Source organism: Rhodopirellula sp. MGV, from assembly GCF_002251265.1.
GTDB lineage: Bacteria > Planctomycetota > Planctomycetia > Pirellulales > Pirellulaceae > Stieleria > Stieleria baltica_A.
Map to the genome: position 1 here is coordinate 183,317 of NZ_NPDI01000052.1, position 26,908 is coordinate 210,224.

Here is a 26,908-nt window from a genome sequence, read left to right on the forward strand (position 1 = left end):
CTTTACGGGACTGAGGGAGGCGGTGATGGGAAGGACGGAGGTTGAAGTTGGTCGTAAGTTCGCCACGGTGCTAGTTCGTCGCGATAAACTCGACCCTCTCGGTGTAACGGTTAAAATCAATCATTGTGCTCGCTGACTCATCAGGAACGGTTGATTTTGTACCAAATCGCTTATGCAGTTCTCGCATCGATTGGCGTTCCGATTGCGTTAAAGCTTTGTTGTCTATCTTGGAAAAGTCGATTTTTCCCCAGACAAACTCCGCTTGGCTCTCTTTTCCAAGTTCCACGAGCGCTTCAACAAGGTGGAACATGTAGCGTGGATCTTTGCTTTGTCTGATCGCCTGCTTGAATACTTCTACAGCTTCGACGGGACGTGAGCTTCGCAACAGCACCGTTCCTTTCGTATCAAGTAGTTCCGCTTTGTCACCAGCGATCATAATTGCTTGGTTGATCCACTGGAGACCCTCTTTGGCACGTCCCGGTGTTTCCGCGAAAACCATCGCCAGGTTATTCAGCGCGCGTGGACGACGCGGATCTTGTTCAATCGCTTTCAAATAGAGTGCGATTGCCCGTTCAAACTTGCGTTTCTGCATCGCCCAGGTGCCGAGGCTCTCCAGCACAGCAGGATTCGTTCCGTAGTCTGCTTCTGCTTGATCGAAGATTTGCTGGTAGCGGGGCAAAAGGATATTTGGGTCGAGTGAGAGCAATGCTTCGACGAGTAAGACTGCTTTCAAAGGTGTTGGAGATTTTTCGAATTGCTCTGCGGCGATCTTTGCCGCCTCGTCGTACTGGTTCGCAATCGAAAGGGCAACGATATAGTTGCCGTAGGTCGATTCGTCTTCCGCGTAGGCCTTCTTAAACCAGGTAAGACCTTCGCGAACATAACCCGATCTCATTAACGCTTCACCAGCGACAATATCCACACGGTCGCCTTCACCAGCGACATTCTGAGCCCAGTCCTGGACCACCATCGGCAATTGATCGCTGCTCTTGCTTGCATTTGAAAGGAGGATCGACAATCGGAGCACTTCCAGAGCCGCGTCCGGATCCCGCTTCATCTGTTCGATGATCTCGCTAGCGATCTGCAAATCTTCCGGTTCGCCACTACGCAGCAAAAAGACGGCGTAATTCCGTCGGTCGGTGAGACCTGCGTTATCCCGGCTGGAGAGTCGTTGAAGAATTTGTCTCGCTTCGCTTTTCATTTGTTCCAAGTCGAGCTGGCCTCGTTGTTCGTCAGGCAGTTTGTTTGAGTTCTCGACCAGGTCGATCAGAAGTGCAGCCTGCATGCGAGCAGCTTCCGTGCCAACTTCGGTGCTACTTCCCGAAAGAAGTCGAAGTTGCCGAATTGCCTCCTGACGTTGGAAGAAATCCCCCTTGGACATCAACAGCATTGCGTAAACCAAACGGTTTTGCTCGGTCGCGTTCCTTTGGTCGTTAAGCAGGGTAGCGATTTCGTCCCAATCAATGTCCTTGCCGCTACTCACAATTGTCGTTGCCAGCTGAGTGCGAATGATTGGGTTATTGCGGTCATTCGCCAAGGCTTGACGCCAGATTTTGATCGACTCGTCGTGCTTTCCACTGGTTCGAAGCAATTGAGCGAGCATCCGTTGGACATTCAAGTTTTGCTCAAGTTCGTTTGCTTGTCTCAGTTTTGCGATCGCGTCATCAATTCGATCAAGTGCGACCAGGACTCTAGCTTCCAGTTGTAACCTTTGATTTTCTGCGATCGAAAGGTTCGCAATTCGATCAAGTTCCGCTGAGAGTTCAGCTTGGTTTTTGATCGCTATGACCAGGCCAACGCGAGTTGATTCGACTGCGTATTTCTCTTTTTCAGTTTTGGCAATCGATTCGGCATGTGCGATTGCATCTTGCGCGGTCTTTAGCAGTTCGGTGACGTCCTGTGACATCTCTGCATTATCCGATCCTTGTAGCTTTTCGCGGATAACGTTGACAAATTTGGCATACGTCAGCCACGCGTAGGGATCGCTTGGATTTTCTTCTGCGACTTTCTTAGATGCTTGTAAAGCCTGTTCAAACTTCTCGTTTTCGATCGCAATCTGGTTTGAGACTTCGTCGTAGGGGTCGACATCAGTCCGCGTAGCAAAACTGGCTAAGCGGATCTCTCGCTCTGCTTCATCGTATTGCCCTTCTTCCATCAACGCTCGCCACAGCATTTGGCGTGTTCGCATTCTTTGGTCGCCTGCGTTGATTCCGGAACGCAATTGATTGATTGCGGTCTTGAAGTTGCCTTGAGCAAATGAAACCCAGCCGCGAAGTCCAACGGCTTCACCCCAGTTTGGCCGTAGTGATTGCAGCCTTGTGATTTTATTGCGGACTTCTGCAAGTGTTCTGTCGTCGCGTTCAATTCCTTGTTGGCGGTCAAGCAGGGTTTCGATCGTCGATTTCGTTTCAATCAGTAGCGAATAGACCGCCGTGGTGTCTTGAATTGCACTGGGGTCGTATCGCTCGTGGCGTTTCAGTTCCGCGAGATAGGACTTGGCTTTTTCGTCGTCTTCGGAAGCCACCGCGATTTGATAGAGGTTGTAGATCAACGAAGGCGTGAGTCGCTCATCGGAGACAGTTTTTAGTGCTTCTTCTGCGAGCACAAAATCGCGTCCTCGCAGAGCTAATTCCGAAGCATACCGGGCAATTAACGGGTCATGAGGTGAACCATCTTTGAGCAATTCAATCAGGACTTTGGCCGCCTCCGCGTTTTTTCCCATTTCCGCGAGAACACGAGCTCGCATAACTGCTTTTTCGCCGTCAGAGACTTCTGGATCATCGACGATCGACGCCACCAATTCTTGAGCTTTGTCGATTTCCCCCGCGGCAGCGAATCGTTCGATCGCATACCGCTTAAGCTGTTTGTTGTCTGGGTGTTCCTCTGCCAGCTTCAGGATTTCGTTTGCCAGATCGACTGACTGGAGGTGATCGATCGCGGCAACGCCAACTGGAGGGAGCTGGGCTCTTAGGACGCGAAGTTGAAGCCGTTCTGCGGAGAGGTCTTTAAGGGCCGGATTGTCGGTCTGCTCCTCAGTTGAGTCAAAATACTTTTCCAGATCATCCAGGCTAGCGCGAAGCAATGCGATTTCGCGTTGTTCAGGCAACAGGCGAAGTTGGTAGGTGAATTCTGCCTCAAGTGCCAACAGACGGACGCGAGGGTCAACTGAATTCTGGATTCGTTGATACTGTTGTGCCGCTTGCATACGGTTGCCGGCACGAGTCCAGGCTTCACCACTCTGTTGGATCAGCGATTGTGCAAGCGCGGGATTCCCACCGAAGATCTCAGCTGCTTGGGCCAACAATGCGCCGACGAGGTCCCACGCTTCGCGACGTTGGTAAGCAGATGCGAGAAGTTCGATTCCTGCTTGTCTGACCTGTGGTTCCACGGTCGTTTCACGATCGACCAGGTTTCCGACGAGCATTTGTGAAGCGACTGCAAGGGGCGAATCCTTGACTGCGGCACCGGTCAGCAATTGGATGATCTGCCGGTCATTCTCGTCGTTGGGGGCGTCCGCAGACAGCAATGTCGCTTTCGCAACTCTGCATTTCCACTTGGCATTGCGGATTGTCTCGACCGCTTCTGCACGTCCGATGGCACCAAGTTCGTCACTCGTCATTCGATTGAGCAGGCGTTCTTTGCCAACAATCGATGTGGAGAATTCTTGGATGGCTTTTGTCGCCGCGCTCTTTCGGTCTTCCAGCTCGTCGCTTTTTTCGACGCTTGGATCATCCAAGCGTGCCGTCAATGCTTGTGATGCGAGTCCCCAAGCGACACTACCGAATAGGTCGAGGTTGTCTTCGCTGACCACTTTCAGACCGGCTCGCCAAAACTCGACAGCTTTATCGATTTGCCGGTCTGCTTGTTCAAGCTGTCCCGAAACAAGGTAAACGCGTTTTACGGCATCGGACGATACAGGGACTGTATAGATGCCAAGGCCACGCAGTTGTTCCAACCAAGTACGGGCAGCAGTCAGTTGGTCTTCAAAACCGTTGCTCCCACCGTTCGCATAGATTTGATTTGCGGTGAAACCAACGGCTTGCAACACGCAAAGATAGTCCATCACGCTGGCTTCGGCTTCCGGCGAGAGCTTTGCAGCTCGCTTCATACGGTCTTCGTCAATGTTTTGACCTTCATCATTGGAAGCGTCTGCAGCGGCGGCGATTTCAAGTTCGGAAAGTCTTTGCGACGCTTTCGCGGCAGCATGCATCAACACATTGCGGGCCTGTTCGATCTGCCCGACGTTGACGAGGTAGTTGAACAGCAGCAGTTTCGCCCGCGAGTTCTCTTGGTTTTCGAGCTCAACCCGAACTTGGTCAATAATCTCGAAATGTTGTTCGTCGGTTCGCCGAATCGCATCCAAGGTATTCTGAAAGACGTCGCGGTCTTCATTGGCCAAAACGACGCCGAACGCTTCGGGCGATTCAGAAAGTAGTGTGTATAGGTGTGACGCGAGTTCCAGATCGCCTGGATTTAGCGTCAGTGCTTTGGTGACGATTTCCCCAGGGAGTTGCTGCGACAACCACAGGTAATACTCGGAGTCATCTTTAACCAGTTTCCCAATGTCGGGCTGTCTGTAGCGGCTGGTTTCCACCATGCTTGCGATCGCACAAGCCATCCAGTAGTGCGCTTTCGGATCGTTTTTATTCGCATCGAGTTCGATCACCTGATCACGCGCGTCAGCTAGCGAGTATCCGCCACTTTGCAGGAGGCGGTTGATGTATCGCTTGCGGACGTCATTGCATTCAGCAACCAGTTCTTCGTCTTGGCCATTGGTCGCTTTGACTTTTCGGCTAAGACCGGACAAGGCGAGGGCGAGTCGCTTCCGGGCAACCATGACCCGTTTTCCGATGTTTTCACGAGTCGCCTGTTCGGCAGCAACGTCAGCCGCAATTGCCGATCGGAGCAACCTGGCATCATCTTCGGGGTGAAGCAACAGGTAATTTTGCAGCCAACGTACTTCCTCTGCTGGATTTCCATCGGCGGCTGCTTGATCTGCACGACTTAGGAACGTTGTTGCCGCGCGTCGGGAGTTAAACGCATAGGATGCCGCCGCGAGAATGAAGACTCCAGCGACTGCCGCTGCACCCCAGCCAAGCATGCGGTAATCGACGATCCACTTGTATCGCCGTTCATGCAGCTTTTCGGCATGCGAGGCCGAAATCACTTCGGACTGGCCGGTCGCATCCCTCGAATCTGTCGATGCGGAGTCAGGTTCGGCAACCGCAGCGTGAACAGAGGATCCGGTCGAGCTGTCTTGGTCGACCGAGCTCTCGGCGCCAGTTCGTTCGTGATCCAAATCTGAACGGTTGAGGGGCATATCGGGCAACGTGATTTAGCTATGCAGGAAGTGGGCAGTTTCAGGTGATTGTCGTCTCGGACGACTATTCGGCATTGCTTCCGGCGGGAAGCAAGTCGGTGTAGTCGCTGTATCGATAGTCTCCGTAGCGATACGCGTATTGACGATGCGATACTCCGCTGAAAATTGTTCCGACGACGTTGGCGCCCGATGCTTCCAGGCGATGTGTCGTGCGAACAACACTGTCCATTCGTGTTAAGTCTCGCATCACACAAACCAAGGTCGAGTCGACTGCCGATGCAACGGCGAGTGACTCTCCGGCCGACAGGACCGGAGCGGTATCGACAATCACGTATTCGTATTTTTCCAACGCTTGATCAAGCAAGTCTCGCATCGAACTGGTGGAAAGCAGACGGTGGGGGCTGGCTTTCAGTCGTCCTGCAGGCAAGACATGGACCAAGTCGCCAAGCTCCTTGTTGATCGCTTGTTCGAACGGAACGACTTCACGGAGGACTTCATTGAGCCCCGGTTCGAGTGGCAATCCGAAGACATCGTGTTGGTCAGGACATCGCATATCAGCGTCAATAATCAAAACCGTTTTTCCGCTCGCTTTCGCCAAGGAGATGGCGAGTTGGGAAACAGCGGTGCTCTTGCCTTCTCCAGACATTGAACTGACGATCGCAAACGTTCTGGCATCTCTGGTGTCTTTCGAAAGTGCAAGGTTGGCTCTCAGGCTGTCAACACTTTCCTCAAAGACGCGGCGGCCTTTCGAATTGCGGCTGCCCGTTGCACTCGGGGCTCGAGCGAGCTCACCGATGACTGGGGCGAGCATTTGGCTGCGTTCGAGTTCATGGCTATCGGTGATCCGTTTGACACGGAATTCCCAGAGCAGTCCGAGAAGGAAAGGCACAAAGAATCCGGCGCCGCCGGCGGCAAGCATTTTCTTAAAGGGCATGTCTTCGACCGGGCGCGTCGGCGGGGTCGCCTTGGCAACTGAGATCACCGAGCTTCCCCGTTGGCTCTCAAGCTGGATCGAATCCAAACGCTCGGTGACCTTTTGCAGCATCGCACGCGATTGTTGCAGGTCGGTCTTCGCGAATTCCAACGCAACATTGTTGTTGTCGCGTTTGCGCAGACGGTCGGCTTCCGCGTCGTATTGTTTTTGCAAAACGGCGAGTTGGCGTTCAAGTCGCTCGCGGCCCTGCTTGAGATTTTCCGCTTCGTGCTCAGACATGTAATCCGCGCGACGGGCCAGTTCCGCTTGTTTGATGTCGGCCAAATCGGCGAACTCTTTGCGCTGGCGTTCGATTTCGTCATCACGTTCGCGCAGGCGTTGTTGATAGTCGGCTTCAAGGTCCGCGTTCAGTACCGAGATGGCGCGAGCTGATGCTTCTGCACGGGCTTCATCAAGCTTCGTCTTCCACTCATCACGCAGTTTCTGTTGATCTGCGTAATAGGCTTGGGCGCGGCGCCAGCCCTCCGCGACTTCCAGGTTGACGACTTCGCGGCGATGTCGCTCATAGCGTTCGTTCGCCAACTTGACACTTTCGTCTTTCTCGATGAAGTCTTGCACGTCGGAATCGTCAATCTTTCCTTTGACGACTGGGATGTACGGAGGAACGAAATGCGTCATCGGCAGATCATCGATATTGTCATCTGCCGATGGGTTGCGGATGCTGACCCCGGCATCGATCATCGCTAGTTGGATCTCCAAGTTGGAAATCTGTGATCGCAACTTTTCGATCAACAAGAAAGATTCGGCAGATTCGATTTCCGCGACTCGTTCACCGGGAGCGGCGCCAGAAGCTTCCCGTGCAAATTTCGCAACCGCTTCTTTTTGCTCTTCCACGCGTCGTTTCAGTTCGTCGATTTGGCGACCGAGGTATTGGACCAGACGCGAGATTCGCAAATTGTCGTATTCGTCACGCTTCTGCAGGTACGCGCCAACGATCGCATTGCAAACTTCTGCGGAGAAATTCTTGTCCGCATCGGTGTACGTGACCACCATCGTCGATTTCGTTCCGCCACCGTGGATTTTCAATCGCTGCTTGAGGTGCTGTTCGCGTGATTCGGGGTCGGCAAGCGAGAACTGATGGAGCGTGTCATTAGCGAGAATGCTGGATAGCACGATCGGACTCGCAATGATGGGGCCTTCCGACTTTGCCAAATCGTCTGGGGTGGGCATCACACCGCGGTCAAGCAACCAATCCTTGTTGGCTTCAAGGCGATATCCCGCTTCGAACTGAGGCTCAAATGTACTCAGGACACCAAAGGCGGCAATCGAGCCGAGCACGAGACCGGCAGGAACTGCCCAGTGCCAACAACGGCGGAATGTGACCCAGATCAGCCACGGATCAAAGCCACCGGAATCAGGTCCGGAAGATGGCCCATTGAAGTGATACGGTGCGCCCTGATGCTGTCGCGGGGTGTGTTGTTGCATTCTTCAGTATCTGCGAAACGCCGGGGTGATCGACAACGAAGGCAACGATGTCGAATTGTCGGGGTAAAGCTTGTTAATTCCGATTCACATCACGTCGTGAAGTTCCATTGTTCCTAGCGACGAGCCAAATAATCGGCGTCGCGCCCAACAATCGAGGGAACGCTCGAGTTGCCCACCGAGCGATTAAACCTCACCACCATGCCTAACGATTAAACTAGTTACCAATACACTCGAAACTGATAAACAATTTCGATTCAAGTTAAGTGTTCGCGAGTTGAAGATCTGCATTATCCGCGTGATCGCGCTGTCAGACCTCCTACGCGTTTTCCCTTGAATGGCCCCGCACAGATTTCTGGATATGTTACCCAGCCTATGGAGGGTTTCTAGGCCGTCCTTTGGATTTTTCAGGAATGTCCTAGAGATCCACGCAAAGTATCTCTTGCGGTCATGACCGGAACTTTTCTGTAAACCTGACGCCAGTAGGCCGCGATTGCTCCAAGCAGTGCGAATGACGCAGCAATCATCAGGTAGCCAGAAAGGTCATGGATCATGTGTTGGCCAGTGGATGAATCGATCCATTGATAGAACACACCAATCACAACGATTCGCAGTGCGTTGACAAAAATGGCCAGCGGGAGTGCGGCCACGATCAGCACCATTCGGTCGGACCAGTGCCGGTCATTCAAAACCGCCCAAAAGTACGCACATGCCGCCATTCCTACAAAAATTCGCAGGCCACTGCAGGCTTCTTCAACCATCAGCTGTTCGTCGCCAATCCAAACCACGTGTGCTTCGGATACGGCCGGCAATCCAATCGCACGCAGCATAAAGGTGCTGAGTTCCGTCGCCACGCCCTGCAATTGCCAGCTCAGGCCACTTTCCATCTGGTACGGCAATGGGATCGCAAAAAACAAAAATCCGATCGCCGGCAGAGACCAAAACATCGCACGTAAGCCAAGCAAGCACCAAACCGCGCCAGCAGTCGCAGGAATAATCGAGTAAGCGTCGAAGAAGTCTGCGTAAGCCATTCGGCTGGCGACTCGCATCGCGAAAGCAAACGCGATCAAGCTGAGTCCGCCCCAGCTCGCGTTGGCCGCCACACCCGGGAATTTGTCGGCACGCTGGTAGCACAAATAAATTGCCAGCGGCAGAACAAACCAACCGTGTCCATAGTCCGGCTCGTTCTGCCAGTTGTCCACCACCCAAATAAGTGTTGGCCAATAGGTGTAGACGAGCATCACAGCGGCGACTGCAAGGAGCGCCCAAACTTTTGCGGGCCAGTTGGCCGGTCCAGCGACTTCGTAGAGATTGTCTTCTTCCGCGTTGGAGCGAGCAGAAGCGGGACGGGCGGCGCTTGAGTCGTTCGCTGCACCGGTGCGGACGGGGTCACTGTTTGTCGGCCGCTCGCGGCGTCGTTTTGTTGACGTGGTAGTCGTTGTCTTTTTTCTTTTCGACATTTCCAAACTGAACCAAATCCCGGGGCATGGGATGTAATCGCTGCGGCGTCATCACGACATCGTCATACTTTTCTCCGCCCCAAAATTGGGACGGTCTGTGACTTGCAGATCAGACATCAATTGGCGGCCACTGCTGTTCAGCTGACGGAGATTGCGGGTTCCGAATGCTGAGCTTAGGCCTAGGGCACGAGCCCTCGTTTTCGGGGGCTACAGATCGTCTGAGGATATGCGAGCGCATAGCCAAGTCAAGTGAACGATCAGAATGGTTTGAAAAGCACAGCCCGCCCAGCCCTCTTAATCAGACCGAACCCCCTTTGAGAGCTGGTTTTTCGGCTGCGAAAAACTTTTCACAAAAATGCGGCGAGATACCATGCGAGCAGGCGATCGATCGCCCGTACGCCCCTGTCCCACCCAGCGTTTTTCGCATGTTACACTTAGGGCTCACCCCCGAACCTTTCCTCACCAAGCGTCTCGTTCAATCCCCACCTATGGTACTTTGGCCTTCGAATCGCTGGGGATATAGTCGAAGCGACGACGCTGACGAATTCTTTGAGCTTGATCAGCCGTTTGCCTTAATCGGGGCCCATCCGCGATGCCAAATCCGGTTGGATTACAAACGGTTGCCAGAGGTTGTCTATTTCATCGCAATCATCGGTGATCGTGTGCAGGCATGGCCGCTCTGCGCGATCGCGTATCCGACCTGGGGAAATCTGAAATCTGGGCGGCAGATCCTGATCGGAAAACTGCGTGTCAACATTTCAGCACAAACCGGAGATCAGCCGTGGGATCATTCGCCGCTGTCGCCACCAGGCGATGCAGTCAACGATGTGAGTGAGCTTCCGCAGCCCGAACCCGAGAGTCCCAGGGGCACTTTGATTCTCGATTGGGGTGAAGAAACGCAAACGCGAAAGCTGACACGTTCGGTGACCATTCTAGGAAACTCCCATCCGAGTTTGATGCGATTGCACGGCGTAGGACTGCATGCTTGTGAATTGGCGATCGTCAGCACAGGCGAGCGGATCTGGGCGATTCAATTGAACCCTGACAGCATACGTGAGCAAACTCCGCTAATTCGCGAGCTTGCTCCGGGGGGCGAATCGATCTGGGTCGGTGACCTACACATTTGGGCGAAAAAGAAAGGCCATCGATCAAAGAAGCGGTTCGGGATTCCGACGCCGCCAGAACCACCGTCGAAAAGTATTCCGCCACCAACGATCTCGGGTGCGACGCCACAGTACCAGCCTGTGCGACCAAGCTTAGAGCATCTCGCTGTGACCTACACCGACCGTTTGCTTTCGGTGACCAGTCGTCGTGCGTCGCGTGATCAAATGGTGCGGTGGGCAGTATCCGGAGGGCTTTTAGTCTTCTCGCTGATCGTCTTCGCCTTCATCACATTGCGAGGCGTTCTTCCGATCGTGAAGTCGGTTTATTCGGATTAGACGGTCTGTTTGGTTTCGTTCTGCGGACTCGTGGAAGCTACGTTTCTGGCTTTAACGAAGCAACATCGGGACAGGCTGTGCGTGCGTTTCACTTTCGACGGCTTTGGGGAGAAAGCGGCTAAAGTGGTCCAGGGTGTCAGTAGACCAAGGCTTGGGTGTCGTGTCAGACGTCTGGCTTAGCGAGCCGAAGAAACGCTCATAGAGTTCGGAGCCGCGGTGATCATCGAATACCAATGCCAACATTACCGCGGGGTTCCCATTGGCATAGGGACAAGTTGCTTCGCAGCCGATCTGTTCAAAAGGCAAGATCCGCGAGTACAGCCTTGCATGTTTGGGGTGTGTCGCTGCGACGAGGCCGTCATAGCCGCGTGACATTGCGACCTGTGCCAGAAGTCGTCCCATGCCGGCGAATGTTTCAATGAAACGCACGGGCGAGTCACGCCGGTCAGCCAGGCTTCCGATTTCCGCCATCTTCAAGCCGCGGCGCCGAATGATTTGCACGTTGTGGCGATAGATTGATTCGAGCGGGAGTCCTAGCTTGCCGTCGCCGATCAAGGAGATGGTTGAGACGACAGTGTCTTCCAGTTTGGTGACAAAGACTTCGGTGGAGTCAAGCAGGTGGTATGGCGTTAGGCGGATGCCATTGTCGTTGTTCTGCACCAAACCCGCATGCAAGTAGGACTGATAGATTAATGCGAACGCATCGTGCAGTTCGTTCCGCTCATTCGCGATTTGATATCGCAGACCAGGCGCCAAGCGTTTCGCTTTCGAACGATCACTTCCCACTGGTAGGAGTGGGCAACTCGACGCAGATGGATTGGGATGAATGCCATTTGATATGGGTGCAGAAGTTATCGTCGGTCGCATGATTGCGGATCTGTGAAAAGAGATGCGAGCACACAAAGACAAGCACGTGCTTCAAGCGTCATCCCCCCGGACGATCAACGACCAAAGCCTAGGTCTTCCCTAGACGCGTGGCGAAATCGAGTCTCTGATCCCTCAAAACTGTGTCCATCTCTTCTCTGTAATCGAGCACGTCGTATCGACTGTACCGATCGTGATGGCGCCAATGGGGGATTGGGTGATTTGCAGTCAAGCTGACTAATCTTGGGGCGAACCCTCACCGTCGTTTCGCGAACCGTAACCTATGGTTGGTCATCGTTTACTAATGATGAACCGGGGGAACTAGTGAATCTGACGCACTGGCAGGGGCGGTTGATGCTTCGCCGCCCGCGAAGCGAATGGGCAGATGCGACCGTGATGTTAGGCGGTGGTGGTGCGCGAGGACTTGCGCATCTTGGCGCGGTCAGAGCAGTAGGGCACTCGGGGATGGGAATCGGTCGCCTGGTCGGTGTCAGCATGGGCGCTCTGATGGCTGCGCTGATTGCAGCTGAACGGGATGTCGAACGCGCCGAATCGCTGGCTCGGGAATTTTTGGTTTCCGATCGCTACAGAACTTTGCAAAAAACCGTGCTCGATGCCGCGATTGGTACGCACGGAAAAGATGAGACGAATGATCGTTGGTTGCGGCGTTGGAGGAGTGTCTTCTGGATTCAAAAAGCGGTCAGCCGCGCCGCCCGATCGGAGTCGTTGCTCCCCGGTACATTGCTGCAAGCGATCACCGAAGAATTGCTTCCCGACATCAATATTGAAGACCTGCGGACACCATTGCATCTCGTCGCAGTTGACCTGCGCAATGGCGAACGAGTTTCGATTGATCGTGGGCCCTTGCGCGAGGCGGTGCAAGCTTCGATGTCGATTCCCGGTGTCTTTCCATCCGTCGAAATCGATGGAAGGCAACTTAGTGATATCGGTGTCTATGACGCAGTCCCCTGCGACATGGCGATTGAAATGATGGAGGGGCAAGGGGAATTGATCGTTGTCGACGTCAGTCCGACTGAATCGAGTAACGCCGCTTGTAAAACAGCGATTCAATCGATCTTGCGATTTCAGGAGCTTGCCGAAGCTAGAATCCGGCAGCATCAACTTCGTTTGGCCGACATTGTTGTTCGCCCCCAAGTCGGATCAGTCGCTTGGTTCGACTTTACCAACCCAGATCCACTGATTCAGGCTGGGTATGACGCCGCGTCGACCGCCCTGCTACGGAAAACCTAACGTCGTAGCGAATGAGGCTGGTGACGCTAGCGGCCATTTCAGTCCACTCATTTTGAATGGCCCAAATTGGGGCGGGTGTTTGGCTTGGTAACATTCTCATCGGCACTCCTGGGAACCAAAGCTTTCCAATCGGTTCGCCTGTTCCCAAGCCAAGTTCGGTGCTAGCATTTGCTGGTATGATTTCGGCGTCCGTTGGCGGACGCCACCCCAGCTCGTCGCTACTTTCTCAATCAGCAACCATTGTCAAACATCACTGTACACCAGTCGACTGAGTCGTGGGTCGAGATCAGCGATGGGCCTTTGCCTCGATTGGCTGGCCACGAGAAACGCTGGATTGATGCCATTGCGCAAGGATTGAATCACAAGTCGTATTTGATTCAGTCTAAAAGTGATGGCGTTCCACAAGGTTTGCTTCCTCTACTGCTCGTGAAGGGACCAATCTTTGGAAAGTTTCTTGTCAGTCTTCCGTACATTAATACCGGTGGAGTGTGGGCAGAGAACGAGACAGTGGCGAACGATTTGGTTGGAGCCGCTTGTGATCTAGCCGACGAGCTCGATGTAAAGTATCTCGAGCTCCGCCATGAAGTCAGTTGTCCACACTCTCGATTGAATTTCGAGCGGACGGACAAGGTGCATATGCGGTTGTCTCTTCCCGCAACCGACGAAGAACTTGACAAGTCGTTCAAGTCGAAAGTCCGTAGTCAAATCAAGAAGTCGGGAACCTACGGCACGACAGTGCATTTTGGGTCGGAGGAGTTGCTGCCCGAATTCTATGAGGTGTTCGCACACAACATGCGAGACCTGGGTACACCCGTGTTCTCGAAAAAGCTGTTTCGATCAATCTTGTCGGAGTTCGGAAGTGATGCCGAGTTATGCGTTGTTCGTAGCGAGTCGCAGGCAATTGCGGCTGGCCTATTGATTCATTCGCATGGCGTTAGCGAAGTTCCCAGCGCTAGCAGTTTGCGTGAATTCAATCGTACAGGCGCCAACATGTGGATGTATCGTCATCTGTTGCGGCAAGCGATTGAGCGTGGTAGCCACACGTTTGATTTTGGACGCAGCAGCGAAGACAGTGGTACTTACAAGTTCAAAGCTCAGTGGGGCGCGACGCCTCATCCGGCAACTTGGCAGTACTACGTCCGCAAGGGCGATCCCAATGAGATGAGACCGGATGCCGGCGGAAAGAAACGGCTAGTCGAGACTTGGATGAAGTTGCCTGTTTGGTTGACAAAGCTGATTGGGCCAACGATCGTTCGTGGGATTCCTTAAGTGGCTATCTCTCCTGCTTCAGTAGATCCTATTGATCGTTGGCGACGGCGATTCTGGATTTTGTTTGTCGCAGTGATCATCGTTAATGTTGCTTGTTCGTTTGGGACGGTGCGCGGCATTTTGATTCAACCCTTGGTCGTACACGATCCGAACGCGCGTGGTGAGATCGCGTATGTGATGGCCGATGGTCCCGCTTATTGGGAGCGGTTGATTGCGGCATCGGATTTGTATCATATGCATCGCGTCGAGCAGATCTATGTGCTCGAAGAATTGCAGTCGTCTGGATACAACTTTGTTCGCCGAGCAAATGACACTCGAGTCCAGCGAGCGATTGATTTCCTGAGTGATCGTGGAGTCCCGCTGGACGTGATCCGGACGGTTCCACTTCATCAAGCGACTTGGTTCAGTTCTTACGATGAAGCGGTTGGCGTCTCCAACTTGCCTCGTCAATTTGAAAGCGTCGTAGTAGTGACTTCGGCGCCACATACACGCCGCAGCACACTTTGTTTTCACCGTGTGTTTGACTCGAGAGCGACGATCGCGACCTTCGCCGCGACTCCTGCCGATGGGAGTGTCGAAACGCATTGGCCAATTTGGATCGAATACGTCAAACTGGCCGTTTACTGGCTGGCAGTGTAAAAAGGGTAGCTGGCCACCGGGCCTCTCAATTTTCCGTGCTTAAATCCGAGGATCTCCAGGTGATTGATCACAAATACCGAGGAGCTGTCGCAGCGAGCGTCCTGACGCTTTTGTTGACGTCTGTGTTGTGGGGGCAAGGAAAGGAATCGGACGACTCAGAAATCGTTGTACCGAATGCGGCCTTGCTGACCGAGCGCGGGAAGGAACTGACCGAAGAGATGCGTGTGCTCAAGCGCAACTTGGCAGCGATGGGAGAACGGCACCCCAGCCGACCGACCGTCGAAGCCAAGATCGAAGCAATTCAGGAGCAACTGCAGGCATGGGAGCCCGCGTACGGCAACGAATCGAATCCGTTTCGGGCCGCAGAGGCGATGCCGCAAATGAACGAATACGATTTGCGTCAGTTGGTCATCCGTCTGAACAAACGTGTCGAATTGCTTGAGCAACGCGTTTCCGAGCTGGAAGCGAAAAAATAGCGGACGCGACACTCAAGTCACGTCGTGGCTGAAACTCCAGAGCAACTCTCTGCCGGCTACCAGTCTCTGGAATCGACATCTTTGAAGATCGGGGTGGACTCACCCCATCAGGCTTGGGTACCACCTCGTTTGCTCAAGTTTTCTCTGGAACGACCCGATGGCAACCTAGTGTGGGTTGGTATGTTCCCCTCACAGGCGTGGATCGGTGCATTTCGAATTGAATGGGCCAGTGACGGCAGCGAGATGACGACGATTAGTGCGGCTTCAACCTTTTGATTCAATCGTACGCCCGCTTGTCGGAATCCCCTCAATCCTAGTTGCTTCGATTGGCTCAATCGGGATGACTGTTGAATTGGTGACGATCATCATTTCTCAGACATCGTTGGGGCCAGGGGGGCAAGACGTTCGAAACTCAGAGTAACTCGCCAATTGTGAGCCTTGGTTTTGATTTCCGGATCTAGATGACGGGTCGCAAATTGCCGTGAACGCGGCACTGCACGATGAATGCACTTAACGCAACCGATTCAATGCCAACGGCGATTGACTCTGACTCCGCCGGCCCAACAGGCCGTCCGAAAGTGTCGCGCGCCCTGGCCATCAATGCGGCCAGTATTTGTAAGTCCTACACCATCGGTGGTGTCGCGAGGCCAGTTCTCGACGGAATCGATTTCCAGCTCCACGAACGCGAGTGCGTGTTCTTGGTGGGCCCGTCAGGCAGCGGAAAGACGACACTGCTTTCGATCCTGGGACTGCTGCTAACACCAGAAGCCGGTCAATTGCAATTCTTCGGTGAACGCGTCGATGGATTGCCTGAGGAAAAACGGACGTTGGTTCGTCGGAAAATGATCGGCTTCGTCTTTCAGCGATTTCAATTGATCGATGGGCTTGATGCAAAAGACAACGTCGCGATTCCGCTGACGATGCATGGGGTGCCGATTTCCGAAGCGCGTAAGACTTCGGCTGCATTATTGGAACGGATGGGACTGGGGGATCACACCGGTGCTCTACCGTCATCAATGAGTCCCGGCCAGTGTCAACGAGTCGCGCTGGCGCGTGCAGTGGTTGCCAAGCCAAAACTGATTCTCGCAGACGAACCGACAGCTGCCTTGGACAGCCAATCGGGCAAGGCCGTCATGGACTTACTTCGCGAACTTACAAACGAATTCAATACATCGACCGTTGTCGTGACGCACGATCCGCGAATCTATAGCTACGCCGATCGGGTATGCGAAATGGAAAACGGGAGGTTCAAATGAAACAATTGATCCTCGCTGGGGCAATCGCAGCGATCGGTACGGGGTTGATGATTGCGGTCGATCAGCAGCAATCGAACCCGCCGCCACGATTTCAAGCATTTCCTCCATCGTTCGAATCGGCGACCTTCGGTCCTGGCATCCACGCCGCCGGTCGAGTCGAGGGACGATCGGAGGCGATCGCCATCGCGCCTCACTTCGAAGGTCGAGTAGACGACATCCCCGTTAATCGGGGAACGCGTGTCGAGGCGGGCGCAACGCTATTCAAGCTGGATTCGAATCGATTTCAGGCACTGAAGGATCTTGCCGCTGCCCAATTGGAAGCGGCTCAGGCAAACCGCATGAAGCTGATCGCTGGTGCCCGACAAAGCGAAATCGAAGCGGCACGGCAAGAGGCCGAAGCGGCGATGGCGCGGTCCGAAGGCTCCCGCGCGCGATTCGAACGTGCGGCGAAGCTGTACCAACGCAATGCGATCAGTGCGCAAGCGTTCGAGGACTATCGAGCCGACCATGACTCGAACGAAGCGTTGGTCCAGGCAGCGAAACAGCGATTAGAAACTGTAAAAGCCGATCCGAGGCCAGCTGACCTTCTGGCCGCCGACGCCGAGATCGCTTCTGCGAAGGCACAATTGCGGATGGCCGAAATCGATCTGGAACGCTGCTCTATTAAAGCACCCTGTGATGCGATTGTGCTGGATATCGCCGTACGCCGTGGCGAGTGGGTCAGTCCGCAGGCAAGCACGCCTGCGGTCCGCATCGTCGACGCCAGCCAGTTGCGGGTGGTTGCCGAGGTCGATGAGCGTGATGCCTTGGGAGTGTTTATGGATCAACATTGCACGATCACCGTTGATGCCTTACCGGGGGAAAACTTCGCAGGCGTCGTGAGTGAAATTGAACCGCAGATGGAACCCAAAAAGATTTATGGCGGTTGGGCTGGCGAGCGAAATGAGACGCACACTCGGCGAGTTTGGATCGATCTTTCCGATTCGGTCGCATTGCCGATCGGTTTGCCTGTTGAGGTGATGATCGATCGTATTGAGCCTAAAGGCGATGAACTAAACGGTTAGAACGTTAGGGAACGTTCGGCAGGTCGAGTTCTCGGAACCCAAAGAAGATCGCGCCGTCTTGGCGATAGCTTGCCGGTGTGAGCCGGTGAAACGTTTGTGTCGTCGGACGTACGTTTGACCAGCGAACTGACCATCGCGGGCCGGTTTCGCTGATCCAAGGCAAATTGCCCGCGGGTAGCTCCGACATCAAGTACATGGCGGTGTTTCCGCCGACATCAGCGATGTAGAGGATCGGGTCGGTCAGGGTCGGCGCACCAACATAGACGTTGTCTTCTCCACGCAACCGCAGCAGATTCTGCTCGTTGGCGAGTGACGGTACGCCAATGATTTCGAAGTGCGGTTGTCCTTCGTCAACCAAAAAGACGCATTGGTTGGCTTCACGTTCGATCGCGACGGGATACTCTCCGTTCGGGCCCAACCGCATTCGTAATAGCCCGCGAGGTATTTCAGCGGTGATATTGGAAAAAGAAAGTTGGATTGAGCTGGAGATCAAAGAATTCGGAGGCACGACGGCGCCAGCGGTGTCGATCATTCGACCACTGATCGCTAATAGCCCATTGTTCCAAACCAATTGCAACGCTGCCGCTCGATCCATTTTGATAAAGTCTGCTTCCCCGCGAACGATCGTGTTGTCGAACACGAACGCCACCAGCGGCAAGGTGCCGTCAACGCTATCGGTGGCGAGCGGAGCAATCGCCGCTGGCGTGGGCGTTTTTACTTGGAAGAAACAGACACCGTCGTGAATCGCTTTGTTGACCAGCGTGAACGAGCAATTTTCAAACTCGGTCAACCGATTGTCATTGACGACAAACATCGCGCCGCCATCGACTTGTTCTTGGGCTAGCTCCCAGTGGAAATCGATATTTTTGAATTGGGTCCGGTGGTCTCCAATCACAATCATTTCGCTTCGACCGATCGCCAGTGTATCGGTCGAAACCATGCGAATTGTGGTGCGGTCGAGGGTTGATTCGATCACGAGGTTATCGCGCGGGATGGTGACCTTTCCGGTGACCAATCGCGGTGTCGCAAGTTGGATGCGGTCGACCTTAAATTGATCGGCAAGTTTCAAAGCGTCGTCGAGTGTCGGGCACAGCGCCGCGCCATCGGTGTCGCGGTCAATCCCATCGACCGGAATTGCCAGTGCCAGCAAGCTTGGCGGCACGACTCGGATGACTGTCGGGGCAGGGAGTGCCAAAGAGGACTCCTTCGCCGTCGACGTGCTTTTAGCCGATGTCTGAGGACTGATCTTTGAAATCGCGGTGCTGTTCTTTGGATCTTCTACCGCGCGTTCGGCTCGCGTCATTTCACCAGTCGTCGATGCGGTTGACGAAGGCGTGCCTGTGACGCTGGGCAATGGGCTTGTCGGTGCGGTGATTGGGCCGCCAACGATCTCGTTTGGGAAAGGAAGCTTGCCCGTGAAACGTGGAGGTCGGGCTGCTGCTTCGGAGAGGAGATCCGCGTCAACGATTGGTTCTCGTCCCTGATCGGAGGCATTGGCATCACTGGGAGTCTCCGTTGTCTCGGAGTCGATCATCGATTCAATTTGATCGCTTGTCGGCGACGGTTCCAGTAGGTCACTCCGCAGTCCGGTGGCATCGGGCAAGGCGTCTACGGGCGAACCGCCGTTTGATCGAGAGGCGCCTCGCAGCAGGCCTGGTGGGCGTTCGATGAGCAAGGCGTCTCGTGGGGCTGCGGACTGAAGTTCCAGGTAACCGGCGACCATCAAGACCAATAGCAACGCCAGCATCCATGGCAGATGGAATTGAAGTCGCTGCAATCCGTCATTTGCCGTTGGAATTGCAACACCGACGCCAGACCGGGCACGATGCAAATCAAATCGATATGCCAGTTCGCTCAGATCGGCTAGCAGGTCGCTTGCGGTTTGGTAGCGTGCCTTTGGATCCTTGGCCATCATGCGATGCATGACGGCGACGACTTCTTCTGGAAGATCAGGACGTTGTTGCCGGGGATCCGGCAGCGGAGCGTTGCCATGGCTGATCAGCTTTTGCAACATCGTTCCGCCTGTGTAAGGCGGTTCGCCAGTCAACATGAAATAGAACGTGCAGCCGAGCGAATACAGGTCGCTTCGAATATCAGCGTCACGCGGGTCGAGAGCTTGTTCCGGTGAGATGTAGTCGAACGTGCCGAGTGTCACGCCACTGGCAGTCATGTCTTCGCTCAACTCAAGGTTGTCGCTTCGCGCGAGTCCCATGTCGACAAGCTTGACTGATCCGTCTTCTGAGACAAGCAAGTTAGACGGTTTGATGTCGCGGTGGACGATTCCACGCTGGGCGGCATGATCGAGCGCCCGAGTGACTTGAGATGTGTACAGCACGGCATCGTCAAGTGATAGGACGCCGCGATCTTGAACGAGGTCGCGTAGGTTGATGCCGTGAATGTATTCAAAGACGATGTAGTGCCAATCGTCGTAATCACCCGCATCGAAAACCCGCGCGATCCGTGGGTGGTCGAGTTTCGCTGCGTTTTGCGCCTCGTTGCGAAATCGGCGTTGAAGTTCTGGATCGTTGCCGACAAACGGGATGACTTTGAGTGCGACGATCCGATCCAAGCGTTGGTCGTGAGCACGAAAGACCGCGCCCATCCCGCCGCCGCCGATCAATGCATCGAGGTAATACTGGTTCAGTTGTTGTCCGACCAGAACTTTTGCGATTTCGGCTGGTGTCCGCCCCGACCGCTCGCCTTGCTGTGGCCGTTGAATTTGGCGGATAATGGTCTTCGCTTCGTCGAGGCCATCGACCAGGACACCATCGCTGGTACGCAAAATGTCGTCTGACGTTGCCGACATGTCCGAACCAATGCGTCGACTTTCGCTGTCGTTCCGTCCGAGTTGTCGGTTCGAGGATCGATGGACGGAGCTACCCTGTGGCGCAGCAGAACCTGAGTTCTCGCGAGCTGCACTGCGTTGTGAGCCACCTTGAGAACCATTTCCGCGACGGATAATGGTGTCGTCGTCGCTTGGTGGTGGTTCGTTTTCCATCGAACACAATTGGCTTGGAAGAAAAGGGCGAGACCGATCGGGAGTCCTCGCGAGTGGCAGGCGCCGAACGATCCGTCATCCGTTTCGGTCAGCTACTACCTACTGGTTGCATCGTAGTCGTCGGGACAGCCATGGTCAACGAAATGTCGGCTTCGCCGCAGGTTGCTTGCATCGGTAATGTCGCTCGTATCGATCAGCCCCCCCAGCACGGTTATCGATCACAGCCAGCAAAAATCAGTTGACGCGACACGTGGCGTTTTCCCCCCGGCAAACAGCGAGACAGTTTTGTACAGCAATCGAGCCCATCCGTTCGCGTGTGGAAATCGTCGCGCTTCCCAGGTGCGGGGCCAAGACGACGTTTTTCATCGCTCGCAGTTCGGATTCCAGGTCCGGTTCGTTCTCAAAAACATCCAGACCCGCCCCTCCGATCTGCCCCTGCGTCAACGCCCAAAGAAGCGCCGATTCGTCGACGACCGGGCCACGAGCGGTGTTGATCAAGATGGCGTTTGGTTTCATCGATTCGAACTGTCGTGCGCCAATCAAATGATGTGTCGCGTTGCACAAGGCGACATGAACTGAAACGAAATCGCATTCGCCGAATAGCTTATCGAAATCGACGTACTCCAGACCGAGTTGCTGTTCTTCGAGTGGGGCGAGTCTGGTCCGGTTCCAGTAGAGCAGACGCATGTCAAACGCCCTCGCTCGTTTCGCAGTCGCTTTGGCAATGCGACCCATGCCGACAAAGCCGATGGTTGCGCCAGTCACCTCTTGTCCCAGCAACTGAAGGGGTTCCCATCCGGTCCAGTTGCCGCTCCGAACCAACTGATCTCCTTCGATCACGCGTCGAGATGCGGCCATCAACAAAGCCCACGCCATGTCTGCGGTGCAGTCGGTCAGCACACCTGGAGTGTTGGTCACAACGATTCCACGCTGGCTAGCGGCGTCTACCTCAATATTGTTGAAGCCAACAGCGTAGTTCGAGACAACTTTTAGCTGTGGCGCCGCGTCCATGACTTCGCCATCGACGCGATCGGTCAGCAAGCACAGCAGGCCATCGACGTCGGCAACACCACGCATTAGTTCGGATCGTGATAAGTCACGATCGAGGTCGAAGTGTTTGAGTTCGGCTTGCTCGTGAAGTGTCTCCATTGTTTGAGGAGGCAATCGACGGGTGAGGAATATCTTGGGGCGCGTCATTTTGAAAAGTTAGCTGATCGATTACAGAGAGGTTTTCGTCGCTGTGTATGCGTAGCGGTTATGCAGCGTATCGTCCATCAGGCCAACATGATTGAATGGCTGGATCAGACTGCGAATCGAATCGATCACGACATCATCCGGTTGGTCGCCGAAGAGCAACGATTGGCATTGATTGACGACATTGCGGAATTCGGTGTCTCCACACATCCAAAGATAGTCTGGTACTTCGCCGTCAATGATCGCTTCCTCGCAATTAATTGCCGCGGCAAAATAAATCATCGTTGCCGCCGTAAAACGCCTGAAAGAACGCATCGATCCATATGCGATATTGACCAGTTGATCAATCAGCTTTGCTTCTTCGACGACACTCGATCGGTACTGCTCCAATGATTCGGCGTCGTGAGCTTTTTGGCCGAGTATCAGTTCGGCGATCCGGTGAACTCCCGACAAAGCGTGCGCGATTCCGGTGCTGTGCAGCGGGTCGATCATCGCAGCGGTCGTTGGAGTCATGACACAATTCTGGCTGATGACTGGATCGTAGAGTCGCTGCAGTCGCGGCAGGCAAATCATATCGTCGCAGGGTTCGACGCGTTGAGCGTACTTCAAGATATGGTGAAGACTCGGATAGGCATCGAGCCTTTGGTCCAACAGCTCATAGCACTTGCGGCGAGCCTCTTGCTCTGATTCATGCGTTAAACCGGCGGATAGTGTGACGCCGACGCTCGTGATGCCGTTATTCATCCGCAGCATCCAGACCCAACCGCCATCGATCAAATGATGCTGGGCGGCGTTGTCAGAATCGAAAGGGACGCTGGCACGCTGGTCGCTATGAATCGAGTTGAATTCAGTTGTGAAAGGTTGGACGTTGTCATAGTGCGCGAAGGTCGCGCAGGTACGTGTTGTAAGTTGTTCCGTTATTGCAGATTGCTTCGCGAATCGCGCCGTGACCGTGCCAGCACCACTGGCATCAACGACGAATTCGCCGGTCGCCTTGGTCCCATTATTCAGCGTGACAGTCGCCGGCCCGTTCGTGTCTTCAGAATGGAAATCAATGACTTGGACGGATTCCAAGCAATCCACACCCGCTTCAGCTGCCATGCCGAAGTGATACATGTCAACATCTTTTCGGTACCAGTGTGTATCGCTCGATTCGTCACTTGGACTTGCCGCAACCAAAAGACTGCGTTCGCCCAACACTGACTCGCGACGAGTCGTATTGACTGGGCGATGGTCAAAATAGCTGAACCCGCGTTTTAAGCCACAAGCCAACTTAGGAAATCGCTGTTGCCATCCGTCGTAAGTCGACATGGAGACGAGATCGTCGAAACCATATTGTAGACCGATTCGTCGAAGCAGTAGATCGGCAATCGGCGTTGACGATTCGCCTATCACAAACCGGGGGTGGCGTGCACGGTCGATCAACAAAATCGACAGTCCACGGCTGGCTAGGATTCGTGCAAGAATTGAACCGCTGAAGCCAGAACCAATGATGATGACATCATACCGCATCTTGCATGATCGTCCTTTGTTTCAGGATTGCCTCTGACAACCAGCGTAACCGATTTTGATCATCGGGGAGTAACTCCTCTTCCTTGAACTCCCATAAATCAATTGAAATACAACTTCGGTCAGAAATCTCGAGTGCCTGTTCGAATAGTTCACTGAGGATGCTAAGACTCAGGTGTGGCAAACTAATTGAAGCATTTCCCCAGCCCGCACCTTGTCGTGCGGGAATCAAACTAATGTGTCTGGCGCCCTGTCGCGCAGCATGTCGAGCTGATAGAAGCGCCCAGCGAATTGCATCCGAAATGCTCATGTCTGGGGCGCCGACAATCAGAAACACTCTTAGATCAATACCGTGCTGTGACATCCATTTTGCGTATCGATCAAAGTCACCACGTGTCATCTGCTTACCAATTTTCGAAAGCAGCCGTGGGTGGACGGTTTCAAGTCCCACCGCGATCTCAAGTCGCGCGTCCAGTTTGTCAAAAAATTCGATGTGTCGGCCACGACCGATTCTGGGGTGATTCTCGACGATCACTCGATCATATCGATTGCATCGGTTCGCAATTGCGTCGTAGTCCGCTGTTGGCAGACTTGCCGCGTCAAAGAAGTTTCCGCTGTTGTAAAGCTTGATCCACGAAGCGGGTGGTAAGCGATCAAGTGCAAAATCGATTTGTTCGACGCTGGCGCCGACCGGAGGCGAATCTTCACGTGTAAATTGATGAAGATCGCACATGTTGCAACCGACCGGGCAACGACGTGCTGTCAAGAAGACGGTGTTCACATCGATCGCTTTCGTGACCCCTCGGTCTCGATAAGGCTCCTGTTCGGACAGGAAATCAATCGGACGTGAATAATCGAGCACTTGAACAACTGACCTACAGTGGGGCTTCGGTCGGGACGATGTCGATTTTAGCGGGGCCGCGAAAACACTTTCCAGCGGTAGAGTTCCCACAAATCGACGTTTCTTTTCCGTCATCGCATCTCAATCATCGAATCGATGTCTCAACCAAATCCAGATGAATTCGAAAAGCTCGCCTCGTTCTACTTGGGGCGGCAATATGACCTCGTGGCGAACAAATTGCTCGACCCACTCTTGATGTACGACGCGAAGGATTTGTGCACGCACGCATTGTGCGTCGGAATGACTGGCAGCGGTAAAACCGGTTTGTGTCTGTCATTGATCGAAGAAGCGGCGATCGACGGAGTACCAGCGATTTGCTTGGATCCCAAGGGGGATCTCGCGAATTTGCTTTTGACGTTCCCCGAATTGCGTCCCGATGATTTCAAGCCTTGGTTGGAACCGTCCGAAGCAATGCGCCACGGGCAAACGTTGGAGCAGTACGCTGGATCGGTTGCCAAACGCTGGCGTGATGGGCTCGCTTCTTGGGGGATCAGGCCGGAACGCATCTCGACGCTACGAAACGCCGTCGAAATGGCGGTCTACACGCCAGGCAGCCAAAGCGGTTTGCCACTTACCGTCTTGAAAACGCTTGACGCACCATCCTCCGCCGTTGTCAATGATTCCGATGCGATCGCAGAACATGCGACCGGAATTGTTTCCGCACTGATGGCTCTCCTCGGAATCAACGCGGATCCGCTAAGTTCGCCTGAGCATATCCTGATCGCAAGGATCCTTATCGATCGCTGGCAACAGGGCGTGGACGTCGAGATCGCTGAACTTATTCGTTTGATCAACGCACCTCCGTTTGATCGCGTTGGGGTCCTGGATCTCGAATCGTTTTTGCCAGCGGCGGACCGCAAGCAGTTGGCGTTGCGGTTGAACAGTTTGCTCGCTTCACCAGCTTTCATGCCTTGGCTGGAAGGCGATTCGCTTTCGATCGATCAATTGCTTTACACAAGCGATGGGAAGCCGAAGATCTCGATTCTTTCCATCGCCCATCTGACAGATCGTGAACGTGAATTCTTCGTCACAATCTTGCTGCAAGAATTGGTGAGCTGGATGAGAAACCAAGGCGGTACCAGTTCGTTGCGGGCAATGTTTTACATGGACGAAGTCGCCGGATACTTTCCGCCGGTCGCCAACCCGCCGACGAAGCCGCCCATGTTGACCTTGCTAAAACAAGCTCGCGCATATGGATTGGGTATCACGCTGGCAACACAAAACCCTGTCGACCTCGATTACAAAGCGATGTCCAATATTGGGACTTGGTTGATCGGGCGGTTGCAAACCGAACGAGATAAGGCTCGAGTGCTCGAAGGCTTGGAAGGCGCTGCGGTCACAGGAGGCCAAGAGTTCGATCGTGGTGAAGTCGAGCAGACGCTTGCGGCGCTCGGCAATCGGGTGTTCTTGATGAATAACGTTCATGATTCTGGGCCAGTCACGTTTCAAACGCGCTGGGCGATGTCATTTTTGGCTGGGCCACTTTCGAAAAGTCAACTTGGTGACTTGATTCGCAAACCGCCGGAAGTCGCTAGCGGCGAAGTCTCCACTTCAACTCGACAGGCGGCAAATCTGGGCCGGTTCGCGTCAGCATCACAACGCCCAGTAGTACCAGCCGGCGTGCATGAAAGCTTCTTGATTCCATCGCAATCTTCGTCGAATGATCCGCAGCGGTTCTACGCCCCCGCTTTGCTGGGCCGAGCTTCGATGCACTATGTCCATTCCAAGTCGGGACTGGATGAGTGGAAGGACCAAGTGCGGGTGCTCAAAGGAAGTGAAGGCAGGGTGAGCGAAGGGTGGGAATTGAGCCAGGTCTTGGGAAATGATTATGAATGTCAGTCGTCACCCGAAGATGGATTTGAATTCGCTGAATTGCCCAGCGAGTTTTTGAATGTAAAATCGTTGCGGTCGCTCACAAAGGATTTGAAAGAGTATCTTTATCGAGAGTGCCACGAGTCCGTGTACACCTGCAAGCAAGTGAAGGGTGTCGCGCCGGCTGGCAGCGACCCAAAAGACGCTCGCTTGTATTTCCGTCAATTGCTACGTGAGCAGCGAGATCTGCAAACCGAGCGATTGCGTGAGAAGATTGACCGAAAGATCGATTCGTTGCAAAAAAAGCTTCGCACCGCCGAAGAGCGAGTGGATCGGGAAGCAAGTCAATCCGATGCCGCGGTGCGTTCAACCCTGTTGACGGTCGCCTCGTCGGTGCTCGGAGCATTCATGGGAAGCCGGCGTGGCGGCGTGATGACCGTCGCACGTGGGATCAATCGAGCTAGCCAGCAACGCGATGACGTCAAGCGGGCCGAGGCGGCAATGCGATTGATCGAAAAGGACATCCAGGAATTGGAAAAGGAGTTCCAGCAGGAACGCGACAAATTGGTTGATCAGTTCGATTGCATGGACCTGGAATTGGACTGCCAATCAATCCCACCGAGGAAATCGGATCTAAAGGTCGAAGATTTAGAGATCGTATGGTTGCCGTACGAACTCGATCGCGAAGGCAGGTTGCGTTCGCTCGCGGAATTTTAAGCACCTGCAACTCGGTAGTTGTCGGGGCGGGGACTCATCGCTTCGTCCACTACTGGTTGTCCTATCAGCCGTTCGCGCTAGTGCCGCAGATTCTAATTCCTATGCCACTAGCGCGAGGATCTGCTGAGTCTTGGTTGATTGCGTTTTTTCACGCCAAGTTCGTGGGCGTTTGAGCCTCTCGGATTTTTTCCCTGTTCCGTCATAAGTCCACTCCACAGGCTTGGCGTAGGTGCGGTTGTAGTACTCGATAAAGCTCCGCAGTTTGTCCGCCAAGTCCTTCCGGCTCGTGAAGCTCCCGTGCCGCATCACACGCTTCGCAATCA

16 protein-coding genes and 2 pseudogenes are annotated in these 26,908 nt (G+C 54.1%); 8 read left to right on the plus strand and 10 right to left on the minus strand.

Annotation, left to right across the window (positions count from 1 at the left end; genetic code table 11):
• Nucleotides 1-70: 70 nt before the first annotated feature.
• The 3 genes from CGZ80_RS19245 to CGZ80_RS19255 form a co-directional block, all read right to left on the minus strand.
• On the minus strand, nucleotides 71-5,320 hold the full coding sequence (locus CGZ80_RS19245; protein WP_094417302.1) for a tetratricopeptide repeat protein: 5,250 nt from the start codon (nucleotides 5,318-5,320) through the stop codon (nucleotides 71-73).
• 64 nt (nucleotides 5,321-5,384) lie between these two features.
• Nucleotides 5,385-7,739, minus strand: a complete 2,355-nt coding sequence (locus CGZ80_RS19250; protein WP_094417303.1) for a polysaccharide biosynthesis tyrosine autokinase — start codon at nucleotides 7,737-7,739, stop codon at nucleotides 5,385-5,387.
• A gap of 404 nt (nucleotides 7,740-8,143) precedes the next feature.
• Nucleotides 8,144-9,196 carry an exosortase/archaeosortase family protein gene (locus CGZ80_RS19255; protein WP_233148527.1) on the minus strand — a complete coding sequence of 351 codons (1,053 nt, stop codon included), beginning with the start codon at nucleotides 9,194-9,196 and terminating at the stop codon, nucleotides 8,144-8,146.
• A gap of 488 nt (nucleotides 9,197-9,684) precedes the next feature.
• Between CGZ80_RS19255 and CGZ80_RS19260 the strand changes: the two genes are divergently transcribed.
• Nucleotides 9,685-10,635, plus strand: a complete 951-nt coding sequence (locus tag CGZ80_RS19260) for a hypothetical protein (protein WP_094417304.1) — start codon at nucleotides 9,685-9,687, stop codon at nucleotides 10,633-10,635.
• Between the two features lie 51 nt (nucleotides 10,636-10,686).
• On the opposite strand, the gene CGZ80_RS19265 is transcribed toward CGZ80_RS19260, so the two are convergent.
• Nucleotides 10,687-11,421, minus strand: coding sequence for an N-acyl amino acid synthase FeeM domain-containing protein (locus CGZ80_RS19265; RefSeq protein ID WP_094417305.1), 735 nt, complete (start codon nucleotides 11,419-11,421; stop codon nucleotides 10,687-10,689).
• A gap of 321 nt (nucleotides 11,422-11,742) precedes the next feature.
• On the opposite strand from CGZ80_RS19265, the gene CGZ80_RS19270 reads away from it, so the two are divergent.
• The 6 genes from CGZ80_RS19270 to CGZ80_RS19295 all read left to right on the plus strand — a co-directional run bounded on the left by CGZ80_RS19270 (nucleotide 11,743) and on the right by CGZ80_RS19295 (nucleotide 17,454).
• Nucleotides 11,743-12,750: a patatin-like phospholipase family protein gene (locus CGZ80_RS19270; RefSeq protein WP_143544036.1), complete on the plus strand. Its 1,008-nt coding sequence runs from the start codon at nucleotides 11,743-11,745 to the stop codon at nucleotides 12,748-12,750.
• Nucleotides 12,751-12,990: 240 nt separating this feature from the next.
• A complete protein-coding gene (locus CGZ80_RS19275) occupies nucleotides 12,991-14,019 on the plus strand; it encodes a FemAB family XrtA/PEP-CTERM system-associated protein (RefSeq protein ID WP_233148528.1) in 1,029 nt (342 codons plus the stop codon).
• The gene (locus CGZ80_RS19280; RefSeq protein ID WP_233148529.1) at nucleotides 14,020-14,658 is read left to right on the plus strand and encodes a YdcF family protein; all 639 of its coding nucleotides are present in this window, start codon (nucleotides 14,020-14,022) and stop codon (nucleotides 14,656-14,658) included. It begins immediately after the preceding gene.
• 59 nt (nucleotides 14,659-14,717) lie between these two features.
• Nucleotides 14,718-15,134 (plus strand): hypothetical protein, encoded by a 417-nt coding sequence (locus tag CGZ80_RS19285; RefSeq protein WP_094417307.1) that lies wholly within the window; start codon nucleotides 14,718-14,720, stop codon nucleotides 15,132-15,134.
• Between the two features lie 500 nt (nucleotides 15,135-15,634).
• Nucleotides 15,635-16,390 (plus strand): ABC transporter ATP-binding protein, encoded by a 756-nt coding sequence (locus CGZ80_RS19290; RefSeq protein ID WP_094417308.1) that lies wholly within the window; start codon nucleotides 15,635-15,637, stop codon nucleotides 16,388-16,390.
• The gene (locus tag CGZ80_RS19295; RefSeq protein ID WP_158222779.1) at nucleotides 16,387-17,454 is read left to right on the plus strand and encodes an HlyD family secretion protein; all 1,068 of its coding nucleotides are present in this window, start codon (nucleotides 16,387-16,389) and stop codon (nucleotides 17,452-17,454) included. The genes CGZ80_RS19290 and CGZ80_RS19295 overlap by 4 nt, the downstream gene beginning before the upstream one ends.
• 4 nt (nucleotides 17,455-17,458) lie before the next feature.
• Here the strand turns inward: CGZ80_RS19295 and CGZ80_RS19300 are convergent, their stop codons facing one another.
• From CGZ80_RS19300 to CGZ80_RS19320, 5 genes and pseudogenes are all read right to left on the minus strand, one after another.
• Nucleotides 17,459-20,452, minus strand: coding sequence for a serine/threonine-protein kinase (locus CGZ80_RS19300; protein WP_233148530.1), 2,994 nt, complete (start codon nucleotides 20,450-20,452; stop codon nucleotides 17,459-17,461).
• Nucleotides 20,453-20,686: 234 nt separating this feature from the next.
• The gene (locus tag CGZ80_RS19310) at nucleotides 20,687-21,649 is read right to left on the minus strand and encodes a 2-hydroxyacid dehydrogenase (protein WP_094417311.1); all 963 of its coding nucleotides are present in this window, start codon (nucleotides 21,647-21,649) and stop codon (nucleotides 20,687-20,689) included.
• 21 nt (nucleotides 21,650-21,670) lie between these two features.
• Nucleotides 21,671-22,957 carry an NAD(P)/FAD-dependent oxidoreductase gene (locus CGZ80_RS19315; RefSeq protein ID WP_198953739.1) on the minus strand — a complete coding sequence of 429 codons (1,287 nt, stop codon included), beginning with the start codon at nucleotides 22,955-22,957 and terminating at the stop codon, nucleotides 21,671-21,673.
• A gap of 102 nt (nucleotides 22,958-23,059) precedes the next feature.
• Nucleotides 23,060-23,158, minus strand: a pseudogene (locus CGZ80_RS29270) (FAD-dependent monooxygenase); the annotation flags it as partial.
• Nucleotides 23,148-24,017, minus strand: coding sequence for a radical SAM protein (locus CGZ80_RS19320; RefSeq protein ID WP_143544037.1), 870 nt, complete (start codon nucleotides 24,015-24,017; stop codon nucleotides 23,148-23,150). The pseudogene CGZ80_RS29270 and the gene CGZ80_RS19320, both read right to left, overlap by 11 nt.
• Before the next feature lie 135 nt (nucleotides 24,018-24,152).
• Between CGZ80_RS19320 and CGZ80_RS19325 the strand changes: the two genes are divergently transcribed.
• On the plus strand, nucleotides 24,153-26,585 hold the full coding sequence (locus tag CGZ80_RS19325) for an ATP-binding protein (RefSeq protein ID WP_094417314.1): 2,433 nt from the start codon (nucleotides 24,153-24,155) through the stop codon (nucleotides 26,583-26,585).
• 99 nt (nucleotides 26,586-26,684) lie between these two features.
• Here the strand turns inward: CGZ80_RS19325 and CGZ80_RS28750 are convergent.
• Nucleotides 26,685-26,908, minus strand: a pseudogene (locus tag CGZ80_RS28750) (hypothetical protein); the annotation flags it as partial.

Coding starts and splice junctions, on each gene's coding strand:
- CGZ80_RS19315 (WP_198953739.1), bottom strand. CDS start 22,957: ATGTCGACTTACGACGGATGGCAACAGCGATTTCCTAAGTTGGCTTGT.
- CGZ80_RS19255 (WP_233148527.1), bottom strand. CDS start 9,196: ATGTCGAAAAGAAAAAAGACAACGACTACCACGTCAACAAAACGACGC.
- CGZ80_RS19295 (WP_158222779.1), top strand. CDS start 16,387: ATGAAACAATTGATCCTCGCTGGGGCAATCGCAGCGATCGGTACGGGG.
- CGZ80_RS19290 (WP_094417308.1), top strand. CDS start 15,635: ATGAATGCACTTAACGCAACCGATTCAATGCCAACGGCGATTGACTCT.
- CGZ80_RS19260 (WP_094417304.1), top strand. CDS start 9,685: ATGGTACTTTGGCCTTCGAATCGCTGGGGATATAGTCGAAGCGACGAC.
- CGZ80_RS19245 (WP_094417302.1), bottom strand. CDS start 5,320: ATGCCCCTCAACCGTTCAGATTTGGATCACGAACGAACTGGCGCCGAG.
- CGZ80_RS19300 (WP_233148530.1), bottom strand. CDS start 20,452: ATGGAAAACGAACCACCACCAAGCGACGACGACACCATTATCCGTCGC.
- CGZ80_RS19310 (WP_094417311.1), bottom strand. CDS start 21,649: ATGACGCGCCCCAAGATATTCCTCACCCGTCGATTGCCTCCTCAAACA.
- CGZ80_RS19325 (WP_094417314.1), top strand. CDS start 24,153: ATGTCTCAACCAAATCCAGATGAATTCGAAAAGCTCGCCTCGTTCTAC.
- CGZ80_RS19250 (WP_094417303.1), bottom strand. CDS start 7,739: ATGCAACAACACACCCCGCGACAGCATCAGGGCGCACCGTATCACTTC.